Annotated in this window: 8 protein-coding genes; 3 read left to right on the top strand and 5 right to left on the bottom strand. The window is 64.7% G+C overall.

The genetic code is table 11. The features are described from left to right. Positions 1-51: 51 nt before the first annotated feature. Together EJC47_RS01100 and EJC47_RS01105 are read left to right on the top strand one after the other, a co-directional pair. Complete coding sequence (locus EJC47_RS01100; protein WP_033964506.1) at positions 52-1,593, top strand: tryptophan halogenase family protein; 1,542 nt, start codon at positions 52-54, stop codon at positions 1,591-1,593. Between the two features lie 42 nt (positions 1,594-1,635). Next, positions 1,636-4,341, top strand: coding sequence for a glycoside hydrolase family 3 C-terminal domain-containing protein (locus EJC47_RS01105; RefSeq protein ID WP_033964507.1), 2,706 nt, complete (start codon positions 1,636-1,638; stop codon positions 4,339-4,341). Between the two features lie 115 nt (positions 4,342-4,456). On the opposite strand, the gene EJC47_RS01110 is transcribed toward EJC47_RS01105, so the two are convergent. After that, a complete protein-coding gene (locus EJC47_RS01110) occupies positions 4,457-6,028 on the bottom strand; it encodes an alpha-N-arabinofuranosidase (protein WP_126845139.1) in 1,572 nt (523 codons plus the stop codon). A gap of 255 nt (positions 6,029-6,283) precedes the next feature. Here EJC47_RS01110 and EJC47_RS01115 point away from each other — a divergent pair, with 255 nt between their 5' ends. Next, entirely contained in the window at positions 6,284-8,230 is a 1,947-nt protein-coding gene (locus tag EJC47_RS01115) for a sialate O-acetylesterase (RefSeq protein WP_126845140.1), read from the top strand. A 138-nt stretch (positions 8,231-8,368) separates the two neighbouring features. On the opposite strand, the gene EJC47_RS01120 is transcribed toward EJC47_RS01115, so the two are convergent. The 4 genes from EJC47_RS01120 to EJC47_RS01130 form a co-directional block, all read right to left on the bottom strand. After that, positions 8,369-10,627 (bottom strand): heavy metal translocating P-type ATPase, encoded by a 2,259-nt coding sequence (locus tag EJC47_RS01120; RefSeq protein ID WP_441004741.1) that lies wholly within the window; start codon positions 10,625-10,627, stop codon positions 8,369-8,371. 293 nt (positions 10,628-10,920) lie between these two features. After that, entirely contained in the window at positions 10,921-11,994 is a 1,074-nt protein-coding gene (locus EJC47_RS01125; RefSeq protein WP_126845141.1) for a hypothetical protein, read from the bottom strand. A gap of 102 nt (positions 11,995-12,096) precedes the next feature. Continuing rightward, complete coding sequence (locus tag EJC47_RS20930; protein WP_156142989.1) at positions 12,097-12,234, bottom strand: hypothetical protein; 138 nt, start codon at positions 12,232-12,234, stop codon at positions 12,097-12,099. Between the two features lie 293 nt (positions 12,235-12,527). Further along, a complete protein-coding gene (locus tag EJC47_RS01130) occupies positions 12,528-14,978 on the bottom strand; it encodes a TonB-dependent receptor (protein ID WP_126845142.1) in 2,451 nt (816 codons plus the stop codon). Positions 14,979-15,285 lie beyond the last annotated feature (307 nt).

A 15,285-nucleotide genomic window follows, 5' to 3' on the forward strand; every position in this document is an offset into this window, starting at 1 on the left:
CACCTCGGGGGTGCCGTATCGGCACCCCCTCATTTTTGGTAGTCGGGAGCGATGCAGAGCGTCAAAAATATCGTCATCGTCGGCGGCGGGACGGCTGGGTGGCTGACGGCCGGCATCATCGCCGCGCGGCATCGCGGCCGGATGTCGGAAGGCTTTTCGGTAACGCTGATCGAATCCCCCGGAACGCCGATCATCGGGGTTGGCGAGGGCACCTGGCCGACGCTGCGCACGACGCTTTCCAAAATCGGTGTGTCGGAAAGCGATTTCTTCCGCGAATGCAACGCATCGTTCAAACAAGGCGCGCGCTTCGCCCGCTGGACAACCGGCGAGCCCGATGAAGGCTATTATCATCCGCTGATGCTGCCGCAGAGTTTCTCGCGGGTTAATCTTGCGACGCATTGGCTGGCCGACGGCCATGGCCAAAGCTTCTGCGACATGGTCTCGCCGCAAGGGCGGCTGTGCGATGACGGGCTTGCCCCCAAGACGATCGCCACCCCCGAATATGAGGCGCTCGCCAACTACGCCTATCATCTCGATGCCGGGAAATTCGCGGGCTTCCTCCAGCGGCACTGCTGCGAAACGCTCGGCGTTCGCCACATACTCGCCGACGTCCAGCATGCGACGCAGGCCGAAAATGGCGACATCCTCACCGTCGTCACCGAACAGGCAGGCGAGATCGCGGGCGATCTGTTCATCGACTGCACTGGCTTTGCGGCGCTGCTGATCGGCAAGACGCTCGGCGTGCCGTTCAAGAGTTGCAGCGACACCTTGTTTTGCGACACGGCGCTGGCGGTGCAAATCCCGCATGAGGATCCGGACGGACCAATCGCCTCGCACACGATTTCGACCGCGCAATCGTCAGGCTGGATCTGGGACATCGGCCTGCCGACGCGGCGCGGCGTCGGGCATGTCTATTCGAGCAGCCACATTTCCGACGATGCCGCCGAGCAGGAATTGCGAGCCTATCTCGGCCCGCGCGGCCGCGATCTGGCGGTGCGCAAACTGGCGATCCGGGCCGGGCACCGCGAAACCTTCTGGAAGAACAATTGCGTGGCGATCGGCCTGGCCGCCGGTTTCCTCGAACCGCTCGAAGCATCGGCGATCGTGCTGATCGAACTCTCCGCCAAGCTGGTGGCCGAACAGATGCCGGTGTGCCGCGAAGTGATGGACATCCTCGCCGCGCGCTTCAACGCGACGACGCTGTACCGCTGGGGCCGGATCATCGATTTCCTGAAGCTGCATTATGTGCTGACCAAGCGCACCGACAGCGATTTCTGGCGCGACAATGTCCGGCCCGAAACGGTCCCGGACCGGCTACGCGATCTGCTGACCCTGTGGAAATACCAGCCGCCATGGTTCCACGACGAATTTGACCGTGTCGAGGAAGTCTTCCCCGCGGCAAGCTATCAATATGTGCTCTATGGCATGAACTTCCACACCGAAGTGTCGCGCGACGCGATCGCGGGCGAAACCCGGCTCGCGGCGCAGGCACGGCGCGAAGCCGCGACCCAGACCGAGCGTCTGCGCGCGGGCTTGCCGCGGCACCGCGATCTGATCCGCAAGATCGTCGAGCATGGGTTACCGACGATCTGATCCTCCGACGATTCCTTCCCTCCCCCGGATTTGAGGTACATTATGGCATCGACCCTTTCTTTCGCATCGCGCGCGCTCCTGCTGGTGAGCGCCAGCGTCGCAACCATTGCGTCGCAAGCGCAGGACGTGCCCGCATCGCCAACCCGCTTGCCGCCGCAGCCCGGCGTGGCGCGCGCCGAGGCGGACCGCCTTGCGGCAACACTGGTTGCGCAAATGACGACCGAGGAGAAGCTGCCGCAGCTGCTCAACGTCGCACCCGCCATCCCACGGCTGAAGATTCCGGCGTATAACTGGTGGACGGAATCGCTCCACGGCGCGCTCGGGCCGATTCCGACCACCAACTTCCCCGAGCCGATCGGCCTAGCGGCGAGCTTCGATGCCCCACTGGTGCATCAGGTCGCGGGCGCGATCAGCACCGAGGTGCGCGCGCTCCACACCCAAGGGCGGCAGACCGGCAAGCTGGGCCGGATCGGCACCGGGCTCGATACGTGGTCGCCCAACATCAACATCTTCCGCGATCCGCGCTGGGGCCGGGGCCAGGAGACCTATGGCGAGGATCCCTATCTCGCCGCACGCATGGGCGTTGCCTTCGTAACAGGCATGCAGGGGCCCAACCCGGATCTGCCGCAGGTCATCTCCACGCCCAAGCATTTCGCGGTCCATAGTGGCCCCGAATCGACCCGCCACGCCGCCAACGTCTATGTCTCGCCGCACGATCTGGAGGATACCTATCTCCCCGCGTTCCGCGCGGCGATCGTCGAGGGGCGCGCCGGTTCGATCATGTGCGCCTACAACCGCATCGACGGCCAGCCCGCTTGCGCGAACGATCTGCTGCTTAAGGATCACCTGCGCGGTGCCTGGGGCTTTACCGGCTATGTCGTGTCGGATTGTGACGCGGTGAAAGACATTGCCGACAATCACAAATATGCCCCCGACCAGGCGACCGCCGTCGCTGCAGCGATGAAGGCGGGCGTCGACAATGAATGCAACACCCAGACGATCGGCGATATCGGCGGCCTGCCCGACCGGTTCGGCGAGGCGTTGAAGCGCAATCTGATTTCGCAAGGCGATATCGATCGCACCTTGGTCCGGCTGTTCTCCGCGCGCCTCCGCAATGGCGATTTGCCAGGCGTCGCGGGCGCACCGGCGGTGGTTCCGGTAAGCGCCATCCTCACCCCCGATCATATTGCGCTCGCGCTGGAAGCGGCCGAAAAGAGCCTGGTGCTGCTCAAGAATGACGGCGTGCTGCCGCTGCGTCCCGGCGCGCGGATCGCCGTGCTTGGGCCCCTCGGCGATGCGACGCGCGTGCTGCGCGGCAATTATTCCTCTACGCAATCCGCGCCGCCCGTATCGGTGGTCGACGGTCTGCGCCAAGCCGCCGGAGCAAGCGCGGTGACGCTGGTGCCGTTCGGGGAATCGATCACCGATGGCGATCGCGTGCCGCCGTCGGCGCTGATTGGGCCAGACGGCAAGCCCGGGCTGCTCGCACGCTATTTCAACCCGGTCACCCCGCCCAGCCTCCCCTTCAAGCCAGGGACCGACCACACCATCCTTGCCGCGCTCACCTATCAGGACCGCCCGATCGTGACGCGGCGCGAGGTCGATGTTGCCGCGCGCGCCTTCGATCTGCCCAGGGTGAACGATTATCACCGCACCGAATGGACCGGGTTTCTGGTCGCGCCCGAGACAGGCAGCTACCGCCTTGGCCTTGGCGGCAGCGGGCTGCTGGAAATTGACGGGCACACCTTCCTTGATGTCGGCGGCGAGCATCACAGCCCGCTGCCGACGCTCAAGACGGTGACGCTGCAAAAGGGCCAGCGCTATCGCTTGCGGCTGGTCTCGACCGCGCGCGGCTTCGGAAATACCGATCTGGTGTGGAAGCGGATCTCGCCCCAGCCCGAGCCCGATCTCGCCGCCGCCGCTGCCAAGGCCGACGTGCTCGTCGCGGTGGTCGGGCTGACGTCCGACATGGAGGCCGAGGAAACCGGCACCGACATTCCGGGCTTCAAGGGCGGCGACAAGACCTCGCTCGACCTGCCCGCCGAGCAGCAAGCGATGCTGGAACGCGCGAAGGCGACCGGCAAGCCGCTGATCGTGGTCGCGATGAACGGCAGCCCGATCAACCTTGCCTGGGCCAAGGACAATGCCGCCGCGATCGTCGAGGCCTGGTATCCCGGCCAGTCGGGCGGGCTTGCCGTCGCCAACGTGCTGACCGGCAAGACCAATCCCGCCGGTCGCCTGCCGCTGACCTTCTACCGCAGCGTTGCCGACCTGCCGCCGTTCGACGATTATGCGATGGCGGGGCGCACCTATCGCTATTTCACCGGCACGCCCGTTTACCCGTTTGGCTACGGCCTGAGCTTCACGCGCTTCGCCTACACGCCGCTGACGGTGACACCCGCCAGCGGCGGTGCCGAGAGCGGGCTGCGCGTGACGACCGAGGTCAGCAACGCCGGTGAGCGCGCGGGCGACGAGGTGGTGCAGCTCTACCTCAACTTCCCCGATCAACCCGGCACCCCGCGCGTGGCACTGCGCGGCTATCAGCGTGTCACGCTCAAGCCGGGCGAGCATCGCGTCATCAGCTTCGACCTGTCGCCCCGCGACTTGAGCGCAGTGGCGATCGACGGAACGCGCCAAGTGATGGCCGGCCAATACCGCGTCAGCGTGGGATCGGGCCAGCCCGACACCGGCGTGCCGACCAGCACCGCCAGCTTCACCACCAGCCGCGCGGTCCGGCTGCCGCTCTGACGAATAGGCGACTTCTCCCTCCCTGAAAGGGAGGGGAGGAAGCCGGGCTATTTTCAAAGAAACCCCGAGCTCCAAAGGCGGTCCGCACCCGCAGCGCAGGACCGCCCTCGCGGCCTCACTGCAAATCGAGCACCACGACCGACATAGGCGGCAGCGTCGTGCTGAGCGTGCCACCGCTCACATGCGCGCCGGTGAAGGCGACCGGCTTCACCACATCGGGCTGCTCAAAGCTGTTATGCGCGTCCATCGTCGCGCCGGTGACGATCCGCCCCGAAACGCTGCCAGCCGTGACCCCGGCCAGCGCGATCGACAGCGGGATCGCGTGGTTGGGATCGAGATTGACCAACGCGACATGCACTTGCCCGGCCGTGTCACGCACCGCCGATGCACTGATCGCGGGAAGTGCCGTCGCGTCCTTGTGATACCAGGGCGACTTCACGTCGATCGGCAAGACCGTCGCGTCCTGCCACGGCTTGTACAGATCGAACACCCAATAGGTCGGCGTCTTGACCATCTTCGCGCCGTCGGTGAGCAGCATCGCCTGCAGCACGTTCACCATCTGCGCGATCGCCGCCATCTTCACGCGGTCGGCATGATGCGCAAAGATGTTGAGGTTGAGCCCCGCGACGACGGCATCCCGCACGCTGTTCTGCTGGACGAGGAAGCCCGGATTGCTGCCGGGAGCGGGATCGTACCAGGTGCCCCATTCATCGACGACCAGCCATACCTTCTTGGCCGGATCATATTTATCCATAATCGCCGAATGCTTGGTGACGAACTCGTCCATTTGCAGCGTGTGCGCCATCGTGCTGGCCCATTCGCTCTCCGGAAAGCCGAGCGCGGCACCCTTGTCCTTCCATTCCTGGTCGCGTGGGCGCGTATAGTAATGCAGCGAAAGGCCATCGATATTCTTGCCCGACAGCCGCATCAGCGTGTCGGTCCACTCATAATTGGCGTCGCTCGGACCGCTGGCGATCTTGAGCATCTTGCCGGTGCCCGACTTGGCAAAAAGGGCGTAGCGATTGGTCAGGTCCGCAGCATATTCGGCGCGCATATTGCCACCGCAGCCCCACAGTTCATTGCCGATGCCGATATAGGGAACCTTGAACGGGGCCGCATGACCGTCCGCCGCGCGTTCCTTGGCCAGCGTCGATCCGTTGGGCGAGGTCATATATTCGACCCATTGCGCAGTCTCGCTCGGTGGCGCGCTGCCGACATTGGCGGAGACATAGGCCTCCGCCCCCAACCGCTCGACAAAGCCCATATATTCGATCGTGCCAAAGGCATTGTCTTCGTTGACGCCACCCCAGTTGGTGTTGATCTTGACCGGACGCTTGCCGCGCGGCCCGACCCCGTCACGCCAATGATATTCGTCGGCAAAACAACCGCCGGGCCAGCGCACCACCGGCACCTTGATCGCGCGCAGCGCCTCCAGCACGTCGCGGCGATAACCGTGATCGTTGGGGATAGACGACCTCTCACCGACCCAGATCCCGCCATAGATGCCGTGGCCGAGATGCTCGGCGAACTGGCCGAACACCTGCCGGTTCATCACCGGTCCCGGTTGATCGCCGTGAAGCGTGGCGGTCGCGGTATTGGCGGGGTCGACATTTTCCTGGGCAAAGCCCGCGCCAGGCACCGTGGCGACAAGGGCAAGGCCGAGCAAAAGATGGGCGCGACGGATCATGGCAATAGTCCTTTGACGCAGAGCGTGGGGGAAGTCGGCCGGAGCACGACGCAGATCCGGAAAGGCGAGAGTTTCGGCGCGGCCCGATGCCGCGCGGGACATGCAGATCATATGCAACATTCCCCCCTCACACCCGCAAAGAGCGCTACCGAGCCCTTGCGCTTTCCGTTATATTGTCTGAGTATAAGCAGAGAGCCAGTGCGTCAACGGCGCGGAACGCGTAATCGTCAGGCGGTTCGAAGGAGAGGGTATTTCATGCTTCGCACCTTTGCTGTGGGGACGAGCGCGTTCGCGCTGGCCTTGGGGACCTTCGTCGGTCCCGCCTGTGCCGCGCCTACCGTGGGCGGCCTGCTGTCCGACCATAGCGTCGTCCAGCGTAACCAGCCGATCGTGGTGACCGGCGAAGCGATCGCGGGAGAGCCCGTTACCGTCGTGCTGGCCGGGCAATCGGCCCAAGCCCGCGCGGCCCGCGACGGTCGTTTTCGCGTCACGCTGCCGCCCTTGCCCGCCGGCGGCCCGTATGACGTGCTCGTAATGGCACCAAGCGGCACGACGGCGCTGCACGATGTGCTGATCGGCGATGTCTATCTGTGTTCGGGCCAAAGCAACATGGAGCTCCCCGTCGAGCGCGCACAGAATGCGATGGGCGCGATCATGGGGGGTGCCGACGATCAGCTCCGCCTCGTGACCGTGGCCAAGCGAACATCGACGACCGCGCGTGACCGTTTTGCGCAACAGCCCAGCTGGAGCGCCGCCGACGCAAAGACGACCGGCAGCTTTTCGGCGGCTTGCTTCTACATGGTGCAGGCATTGCGCAAGGTCGCCAAGGTGCCGATCGGCGCGATCCATTCGAGTTGGGGTGGATCGCAAATCGCCGCATGGATGGGCGAAGACGCACAGCGCGCCGCGGGCCGTGGCGCGCAAGCCGACCTGCTCGCACTCTACGCCCGGGATCCTGCCGCCGCCGAGCGCACGGCGAGCGCCGCCTGGGAAAGTTGGTGGCGCGACAAGACCGGCGACACGCGTGGTCACGAACCGTGGCAGCCCGACGCGGCGCTCGACTGGCAGCCCGTACCAAAGATCGCCTTTTACGAAGACTGGGGCGTGCCAGCACTGCAGACCTATCTCGGCATGCTGTGGTATCAGAAGACCATAACGCTGACGCCCGAACAGGCACGCCAGATGGCCACCATCGCCATCGGCGCGATTGACGATGCCGACCGCACCTGGATCAACGGAAAACCTGTCGGCGGGCGCGGCGGCTGGGACGCGCGTATGTATTCCGTCCCCGCCGGTACGTTCGTCGCCGGCCGCAACGTTATCACCGTCAACGTGGAAAACGCCTATGCGACGGGGGGCATGCCCGGCCCGGCGGACGCCATGAAACTGACCTTCGCCGACGGCAGCATTGTGCCGATTGCCGATGGCTGGCGTTATGCGATCGCCAAACGCGTCCTCGGCACCTCGCCGCGCGTGCCATGGGACGAGATCACCGGTGCCGGAACGATCTACAATGCGATGATTGCGCCGCTCGGCCAAACCGCGCTGGCGGGCGTGGCCTGGTATCAAGGCGAATCCGACACGGACATTCCCGGCTATGCCGACCGGCTGAAGGCGATGATGTCCGAATGGCGGCGTCAAGTGGCGCAACCGCACTTGCCGTTCGCAATCGTTTCGCTCGCCGGTTTCGGCACGCCGTCGATCGCGCCTGGCGAAAGCGGCTGGGCGCGAGTCCGCGACGACCAGCGCAAAGTGGCCCAAGACGACGGTCATGCGGCGGTCGCGGTAACGCTCGACCTTGGCGACCCCCTCGACATCCATCCGGGCGAGAAGCACGAAGTCGGGCAAAGATTGGCTCGAGCGATGGGCGCACTCGTCTATGGACAGACGATGTCGGCATCGGGGCCGCAGCCCTTAGAAGCCACACAGGACACGGCTGGCAACGTGACCGTGACGTTCGCAGGCGTGACCGGTGCGTTGCACACGCGCAGCACGAACCAGGCCATCGGATTCGAGCTGTGCGGGCCCGAGGTCGGCTCCTGTCGCTACGCCCGCGCGACCGTTACGGGGAACCATGCCACGCTCTTCGCGGACAATCGCCCGGTTACGCGCGTGCGCTATGCCTGGGCGGATTTTCCGGTCGTCAATGTGGTCGACGACGCCCAACTCCCGGCCGGGCCGTTCGAGCTGCGCATTCCTTGATCGGGCGTTGACCGGGTACGGTAGCCCGAACGATCGTCGCATCGCGGGGAGATCGCAGCCCCCCGCCGACAATGAGCAAGCCGTACCGCCCCTTTTTCAAGGCGAGCAGGTGTCGCGCCACGCTGCCGCCATCCCGAGCTACAGCCGCACGGCATTCAATCGCAGCGCGTTGGTCACGACGGTGAAGGACGACAGTGCCATCGCCGCGCCAGCCAGCATCGGCGACAACAGGATGCCCGCGACCGGGTAGAGCACGCCCGCCGCGACCGGTACGCCGATACCGTTGAACAGGAACGAGAACAGCAAGTTTTGCCGAATGTTGCGCATCGTCGCCTTTGCCAGCCGCCGCGCCCGGACCATCGCGGCCAGATCGCCCTTGGTCAGCGTCATACCGGCGCTCTCGATCGCTACGTCGGTGCCGGTGCCCATCGCCACGCCGACATCGGCCGCAGCCAGGGCGGGGGCGTCGTTGATGCCGTCGCCCGCCATCGCCACGATCGCGCCCTTTGCCCTCAGCTCGCCGACGATGCGCGCTTTGTCCGCGGGTTTCAGCCCGGCATGAACCTCATCGATTCCGCCGATCGCGACGGCCACTGCGTTCGCGGTAGCAGCGACATCGCCCGTGAGCATCACGATCCTCAACCCCTCGGCGCGTAGCGCGGCGACCGCAGCGCGCGCGGATTGCTTGATCGGATCCGCGACCACCAGCAGCCCCGCAAGTTGCCCGTCAATCGCAACGAACATGACCCCGGCCCCTTCGCTGCGATAGCGATCCGCCGCATCGGCGAGTGGGGCGGTGTCGGCACCCGCCAGGGTCATTTGTTCCGCGTTGCCGACGAGCACACTACGGCTGGCCACGCTGCCGCTCACGCCGCGCCCGGTCTGAGAATCGAACGCGTCGACGGGTTCGATCGAGAGTCTCTCGTGCTTGGCGGCGGACACCACGGCCCGCGCCAGCGGATGCTCGGACCGGGCCTCGACCGCCGCCGCCGCCGAGAGCACCGTCGTGCGCTCGAAACCCCCGGCGGTCTCCACCGCGGTCAGGATTGGACGCCCCTCGGTCAACGTGCCGGTCTTGTCGATTACCAGCGTGTCGACGCGTTCCATGCGTTGCAGCGCCTCGGCATCCTTGATCAGCACGCCAGCGGCCGCCCCGCGCCCGGTGCCGACCATGATCGACATCGGCGTTGCCAGCCCCAGCGCGCAAGGACAGGCGATGATCAGCACCGCGATCGCGTTGAGCAGCGCCTGGCCGAAGCGCGGCTCCGGCCCGGTCAGGTTCCATACCAAGAAGGTCACGACCGCGATCGCCACCACCAGCGGAACGAACCAGCCAGATACGCGATCCGCGACCGCCTGGATCGGCGCACGGCTGCGCTGCGCCTCGGCCACCATCTTCACGATCCGCGCGAGGACCGTGTCCGATCCCACCGCCCGCGTTTCGATGACGAGCGATCCGGTGCCGTTGACGGTGCCGCCGGTTACAACCGCCCCATCGGCTTTCAGCACGGAAGCAGGCTCACCGGTCAGCATCGATTCATCGACGGAGGACCGTCCATCGACCACGACCCCGTCCACCGGGACCGCTTCTCCCGGTCGAACGCGCAATCGATCGCCGGCTTTGACCAGCGCGAGGTCGACGTCCTCTTCCGTTCCGTCGGCGGCGATCCGCCGCGCCGTCTTGGGGGCCAGATTGAGCAGCGCGCGGATTGCCCGCCCCGTCGCCGCGCGCGCGCGCAATTCGAGCACCTGCCCCAGCAACACGAGCGTGACGACGACGCCCGCCGCTTCATAATAGACCGGCACCGCCCCGTGCATGCGAGAGGTCGCAGGGACGATGCCCGGCGCGACGGTCACCACCAAGCTGTAGAAGAACGCCGCCCCCACCCCGAGCGCGACGAGGGTGAACATGTTGAGATGACGCGTTACCACCGACGTCCAGGCCCGCACAAAGAACGGCCAGCCCGCCCACAACACGATCGGTGCGGTCAGCCCGAGCTGGATCCAGGGCGACCAGGCCGGCGGCACGAAGTGCAGGCCCAGCATCTCGGCGAGCATCGATATCGCCAGCAACGGCACGCTGAGGACACCTGCCACCCATGTGCGCCGCGTGAAATCTATAAGCTCGGGGTTCGCTACGTCGTCCAGCGAAGGCTGTTCGGGCTCGAGCGCCATGCCGCAGATCGGGCAGGTGCCTGGCCCATCCCGATGGATTTGCGGGTGCATCGGGCACGTCCACATTGAGACAAGCGATGGCGATACCGCCGGGGGGGCATCGGACGAGAGATATTTCCCCGGGTCATCCACGAATTTCGTGCGACAGCCCGCCGAACAGAACGCATACCGCCGCCCTGCATGATCGGCGTGATGCGGCACCGTATCCGGATCGACGGACATCCCGCAGACCGGATCTCTGGCGCTTCGTGTATCGGAGGCGTGGACCATGTGGTCCGGGTGATCCGCCATATTGCTCCTTCCCGCGAGCGCTAACGGCGCGCTCCGTTCGGCGACCGCACCGTAGAAAGTAGGGTCGCAGAATATCGCCGCAAGGACGTTCTTGGGCAGCCCGAACGTGCCTGCGCGCACGCCCCTGTTCGTTGATTATCTCGCAGATCATTATGGCGAGCAGAAATCAGCCGTCTTGGCTGCAGGCGATACGTCGCGTCGAGAAGGCCGTTCGATGCCTTCGGTTACGGCTTCGCACCGGGAGCCTGCAATGCGTCGGCCGATTTCTTTTCAAGGCTCGCCAAGGTGTCCGGAACGAGCCGTTCGGAGAAGCCCGCCAAAAACGACCAGACCAGAAGTTTGGCAAACTCCACCGTTGGCGACAGTTCGGACGCCGCACGAAGATCTTCGGGCTTAACCTTGGCGAGGCCCTTGGTAACGGGGCCGGCCAAGTGCAACGTCCAGATCGTCTGCTCTGTCACCATGCCGGAGCTCAGAGCCGGGAAGAGGTTTCCGCCGACAAATTTTCCGCAGATGAAGAAGTAGAAGAAAATCGCCCCGGTCATTCCGCAGAGCAGGCGGAGACAAAGCATGCGGGAAACGTAAGTCTGAATGACCGTGTCGAAGGTCAGCGCGGCGCTGTCTGTCTGAAATTTCATGGCACGGCTAAAGAATGCGCCAAGCGCGCCGGCGCACGCGACCGCCAGCAGCACGAAGATGGTCTCGTTGATCACCGCGCCTCCTTCCAAAAGAGCTTTCTTCGGCAGGCTGAGCCACGTGAAGAAGAGCCATAGAAAGGGAACCAGAATCGTGATCGCGGCAATGATAATGCCGTAGCGCAGCAAGGTGGATGCGGCCTCGGCTCGCAGTCGGCGGATGAAACGCCCGCCGATGAAGCCGGACTGCAGCTCGTACAGAAGCGCACCGTAGATATCCCGCTTGTCATCCAGACCGAGCAATCCGAATGCGGACCGGTTTGGATAGGTACTGAGCGAGGGAAGCGCTCGCGCGGTCGCCAATGTCAGCAGGATCGAGTATTGCGATCTCAGTTGGACATCGGTGAGGACAGCGCCGAGCAGACTTTCCGCCTCGTTGATCCGGGACCAGTCGGCCTCGTTGAGATTCCCGCTGCTATCGTAGAAGATCTTGTCCAGCTCTGCTGCGATGATGGGGTCCGCCGGCGAAGCCGTGTCCGCCTTGCGGATTCGCCAGAGGATCTCGGCCTGCTTCCATTCATGAACCCTCACCTCGGTGGGCGGTTGTACTGGCGGCACCGGTTTCGCCGCAGCAAACCATGTCGATGGATCCAAAAGCCTCATGTGCCCCGTCCCCCTTTCCTTGCTCTGCCCGTGCCAGTCCGCCTCTCGCCTATCGTGACAGCGTCCAGAAGCCGGACTCGTGCTTTGTGTCGCCGACCCTGTCTATTGGCTGCGCTGGCAGGTCAGCGGTATTCTCCGACGACCAAGAACCGAGATCATCGCATCTTGGCTGGCACCGGCCATGTCGCCATGCAGGTCCTCGATCGACGTGATGTGGACCATTCCCGACAAACGCGGCATGATACCAATCCTTCCAGTCCTGCGTCACTGGCGTGCGCGACAAATGCCCCCAAGGGTTTTACGATTTTTACAGCGATCTATTCTTTTCCGCGAGAGTATTTTTGTCAACAGCATCAATAAACTCTTAAAGTCGATCCGATCTTGCTCTGGGCGTAATTGTCGCAAAGCCTTTCATTGATGCTACCAGCCTCGAGACCGCTCCTGGAGAACATCCCCAACGCCGCGCGCCACCGACGGGCGGGAGGTCACATCCCCGAACGCAGGGCCAGGTCTGCGGGTCGGCAAGCGCCTCCTCACAAATGCTTCCGGAACGTTACTTGCACGGTTCGGCCAAGCGGGTTGAGTTGGTAGCGATCGTAACCGGCTGGCACGGTTCCGTCGGCGAGCGTTACGCGTTGGAACCGATCGAACATGTTTTGGACGTTGATCGAAAGCCGTGTGTTTGCTGCCCAACCCCGGTCGAAACGCGCGCCGAAAAGCGTCGCTGGCTCGAGAAACAGATCCAGATCGAGCTGGGCCAGCGCAGCATACGCATTGTCGCCCCTCCCAGCGGCAATGGCCAAATTGCGGATACGGACGCCGCTTTGCCAGCGACCGTTTAGCGTCACTCCCATACCACGCTTACCCGCCACCGCCTGCGCCGACAGCAAATGGCGCGGCTGTCCGCCATCCCCCCCAAGCCGATCCAGGGCGGGAAGGTCCGCACGGATCGTCAACCGACTTTCCAATTGCCAATGATGGATGAGTGCCACCGAAAACCGCCAGTTTCCTGCGCGTATTTGCCGCTCCTGGGCGGGGGCGACCGCGCGCCCGAGGTTCCAGAGCAGCGTAAATCCTGCGGTCAATTGTGCCTTATCGTCCTGCTCGATCGCGATCGGGCGCGCATCGATCTCGATCAGCTGCCCGGCTCCGTTTCGCATGACCCTATCCGGGAACGCCGCCTCGACAGCCGGCGTCAACTGCGGAAAGCCCGTCGCGCCGCCACGCGCGATTTGCCGTTGATAGCCTAGATTGATCGTCAGTCCCTGCCCGCCCAGGGGTCGCCACGCCCCTTTCAGGACAAAATTCGTCCTCGACCCGCGGCGCAAATTTGGATTGCCGCCGCTGAGCCAGATCGGCGCGGCGACCTCCTGCCGAACAGGGTCATAGAGGCGAACCACCGTCCGAGTTTGCGGAGCATTTAGCTGGGCTACGTCTGGCGCGTCCTCTGCGATACTATAGTCGCCGAACACCTGGACCGTGGCGGCGGGCGACCAGCTGAGCGCGTTGTCGAGCTGGCGTTGCACCGTACTGCCGAGGATGCCAGCCATCCCAGCCGTGACCGTGGCCGACAGCTCACCCAATACGGCACCGGGACCTTCGCGCCGCCGGGTCAGCGGCACGGTGAAACCGGCCTGGGCGTTAATTTCCGTACGACGCAGGCCGGGCGGCGACGCATTTGCGGTGTCGCGGGCATCGCTGCCCACCGCAACGTGGCTGCCCCCGGTCGCGAGGTTCACCGTCAGCGGTCCGGCCGGGAGCGTCGCCACCGCTTTGTCCACGATCACTTTTACGTCAAGACCGCGCGTTTGCGACTGCACCCGGTCCGTGGTGATAAGCGTCGCGCGCGGCAGCGCGACATAGGGATTGAAGGTTGAATCATGTGCATCGATGCGCGCTTGCACAGCGGTAAGATCTCCGCTTCGATCGAAGCGGCTGTCGCTCCAGCTTTGGGTGTAGTTTGCGACCAGGTTCACATTCCAGCCCGCGACAGAGCCTGCAAGCGTGCTCGATACGCCGAACGTGGCGGTATCCTGGCGCGCGGTAGATATGACGCCCGACAAAGCCGGTATCAGCAGGACATCGCGCGCGAACGGCGACCACGGGCTGCCCGCTGGCAGGTGAAGCGCCTGGGCGGGATATCCAAGCTGCTGAATACTGCCGATGACCGCGAAATTTGTGTTCAAGGATAAGGAAAACCCGCCGAGCGGACGGGTAACCCCCAGATTGATCCCCAGTGTCCGACCGCCGGGAAGCAACGCATCAACATCGTCGGGATTGTCATACCGCACATTGGAAGCGGCGGCGGCCGCAAGCGCTGCCAGGTTGGGCGAGTGCCCCGACGCCATCGCGGGAATGTCGACGACGGCAACAGTGCGGCCGACGATCCGACTTAACGCCGGATCGATTTCTCCTCCATCCGGCGCGGCGAAATGCGCCGCCAGATCAACCAAAGCCGCAGGCGAGGTTAAAGGTCGGGCACTCTTGCGAAGGGCGCTGTCGCGGGACAGCTGAAGCTGCGCGTTCCAGTAGGTCGCCCCGTCGATCACGACGCGGCTCACCGAACCGTTTTCGCTGTCGCGCCCACCCGCCGTTGCAAGCGTCACGCCGGTGGAGCCGTCCCAGCTGGCGAATTTCGGCTTCAAGACCAGATTGACCACGCGCTGATCGGCCGGATAGCCATATCGTGACGCCGCCCCCGGCGGCAAAATCGCCAGCCGCGCGAGCGCCTCGGGCGGGAATCCGGTGACGCCCGCTGCCGCGCCGATCCGTTTTCCATTGACCAGCAGCACAGGTGCCCTGCCGCTTCCATCGATCAATGGGGCAATGACGCCTAGCAACTCCGCGATCGTATCCGCGCCATATGCTGCGATGTCGTCCGCGCCCAGCTCGGTTTCCGGTGGTACAACCGCGTCACCGCGCCGCGCCGTAACGATGATGTCGTCTCTATCGTCCGTCCGAGGAGCCCGGTCCGCCGCGTTCACCGGGGTCGGCAGTGGCCCCGCTGCAGGGCTGGCAGTCGGCGTTGAGACTTGCGCCGCCGCTGTCGCAGAGCATCCGCCTAAGATCGCGCCGACTGCCCAAAGCGCGCAACCGGAGGAACCGGCCAGACCTTTTCGCGGAGTGGCTGGGTGGGTTTCCTTCAAATCCGACACGCACACATCATCCTGGGGCAATCCCCGCCGGTTGATCCGCCCCCCTCATTTTACACCGGAATGCGGTACCACCCCAGTGTCGATCCCGATGCACCGGCACACCGGGATCGACGAGGAACGGGATCACACTTCGACG

The organism is Sphingomonas sp. TF3 (assembly GCF_003985085.1).
In the GTDB taxonomy this organism is placed as follows: Bacteria; Pseudomonadota; Alphaproteobacteria; order Sphingomonadales; family Sphingomonadaceae; genus Sphingomonas.

Coding starts and splice junctions, on each gene's coding strand:
- EJC47_RS01100 (WP_033964506.1), top strand. CDS start 52: ATGCAGAGCGTCAAAAATATCGTCATCGTCGGCGGCGGGACGGCTGGG.
- EJC47_RS01105 (WP_033964507.1), top strand. CDS start 1,636: ATGGCATCGACCCTTTCTTTCGCATCGCGCGCGCTCCTGCTGGTGAGC.
- EJC47_RS01110 (WP_126845139.1), bottom strand. CDS start 6,028: ATGATCCGTCGCGCCCATCTTTTGCTCGGCCTTGCCCTTGTCGCCACG.
- EJC47_RS01115 (WP_126845140.1), top strand. CDS start 6,284: ATGCTTCGCACCTTTGCTGTGGGGACGAGCGCGTTCGCGCTGGCCTTG.
- EJC47_RS01120 (WP_441004741.1), bottom strand. CDS start 10,627: ATGTCCGTCGATCCGGATACGGTGCCGCATCACGCCGATCATGCAGGG.
- EJC47_RS01125 (WP_126845141.1), bottom strand. CDS start 11,994: ATGAGGCTTTTGGATCCATCGACATGGTTTGCTGCGGCGAAACCGGTG.
- EJC47_RS20930 (WP_156142989.1), bottom strand. CDS start 12,234: ATGCCGCGTTTGTCGGGAATGGTCCACATCACGTCGATCGAGGACCTG.